The sequence below is a fragment of the Micromonospora mangrovicola genome, assembly GCF_047200535.1.
In the GTDB taxonomy this organism is placed as follows: Bacteria; Actinomycetota; Actinomycetes; order Mycobacteriales; family Micromonosporaceae; genus Micromonospora.
The window spans coordinates 1-1492 of sequence record NZ_JBJZOG010000227.1 but is presented as its reverse complement, the minus strand read 5'-3'; the positions used below and the strand labels follow the sequence as shown (position 1 = coordinate 1492).

The 1492-nt window shown below is 72.5% G+C and carries 1 protein-coding gene; it reads right to left on the bottom strand.

Going from position 1 to position 1492, the window contains the following annotated elements:
* Nucleotides 1-1466 (bottom strand): RNA-guided endonuclease InsQ/TnpB family protein (locus ACL02O_RS34165; RefSeq protein WP_412822314.1); only part of this gene is annotated, 1466 nt, incomplete at its 3' end.
* Nucleotides 1467-1492 lie beyond the last annotated feature (26 nt).

Here is a 1492-nt window from a genome sequence, read left to right as displayed (position 1 = left end):
GGTGTCCACCAACGTTCACCGGGTGTCCGGTGGGGGTTGTGGATCCTCGCCTTTTGGGCGAGCGACTCCCCACCGGCTGGTGGGGCGGGCCTCCGCGGGCCAACTGATCCTCGCGCCGCCTGGCGGCGGGGGTCACGTCGGGACTGGCCGGCACCGGGGAGGTGTCGTCCGGCTCGACGGTGCGTGACCACCCCGGGCACCCGAGCGGGCGTGGGGGTGGCGGTTCCGCCGCCCGGGGTGCGGGTGGCGATGGTGGCGGCCGCGACGAGGTCACGGTGCCCAGAAAACGAGCAGTGTGGGCAGGACATGGCCCGGCCGCGGGGTTTCGGCACCCGCCGCCGGCAGGACGGGCAGGTCGACGAGGTGCCACGTTCGTCGACGAGATGGAGGGTGATGCCGGCGAGGACAGCTTTGTCGGTGAGGACCTGCAGGAGCCGGCCGATCTGCCACTGCCGCAGCCGCAGGTTGTGCCGCCGTCCCGCGTCCAGGTCGAGCACGCCGCGCGGGTCGCCGACGTGCAGCACACCGACCCGCTGGCGTACCGCCCAGGACACGACCTGGCGGGCGGCCTCGTGTTGGGCCTGACGCACCCGACGCCGATGCCGGCTCTCCCCCTGCCGCGCCCGGCGCCGGTACTGACGCCACCGCCGTGACCCTCGCTGCCCCGGTTTCGGCGCCCGCCGGGCGACCGCACGGCGGCGGGCCTTCGTGTCGGCCAGGTGCATGCGATGCTCGGCGCGGATCGCCCGCCCCGACACCAACAGCCCCGCACCGTCGGAGCCGGCCACCGCGTACGGGTGGATAATCCCCAGGTCCACCCCCGCCACCCTGGCCGGGTCCGGTCCCTCACCGGCCGGGTACGTCGCGACCGGCACTTCAGCAGTGACGTCCAGGAACAGCCGGCCGCCCTCACACAGCAGCGTGACAGAGCGGACCTGCTCGACCGGATACGGCAACTCGCGCGCCAACCGCACCCACAACGGCGCAGCACCCTTGGCGCAGGGGACCCGGACCCGACGCCCGTCGAGGGTGAACGTGCCGTGATACCAGCGCACCGGCATCAACCCGCGGCGACGCCGCGGGAACCGCGCCGACACGTCACCGCCCTTGCGGCATTTCGCTGCCGCGAACCACGCGTCGGAGAATCGCCGCAACACCGACCGGGCACCCGTCGAATCCAACTCCCCGAAGGTGCCCGGCCCCGACACGGACAGCTCCCGACACAACTCCTGATAGCCCACCAGCGGCGCATCCCGGCGGCGACGTCGCCACCCGTTGACCTCCAACACACACGCCCACACGTCACCGGCCGAACGCAGCAGCCCGAAACACCGCCGCCGCTGCCCTGACGTCACCCGCAACGCCACACGCGCGGTGCGATGCACCACCCGAGGCGCGGCAGAATCACGACGACGAGGCACAACCCCACCCAACACCACCAGTACGACAAATTCCCCCGCAACCAACCCGGCGAACGTTTGTGGTCACGGCA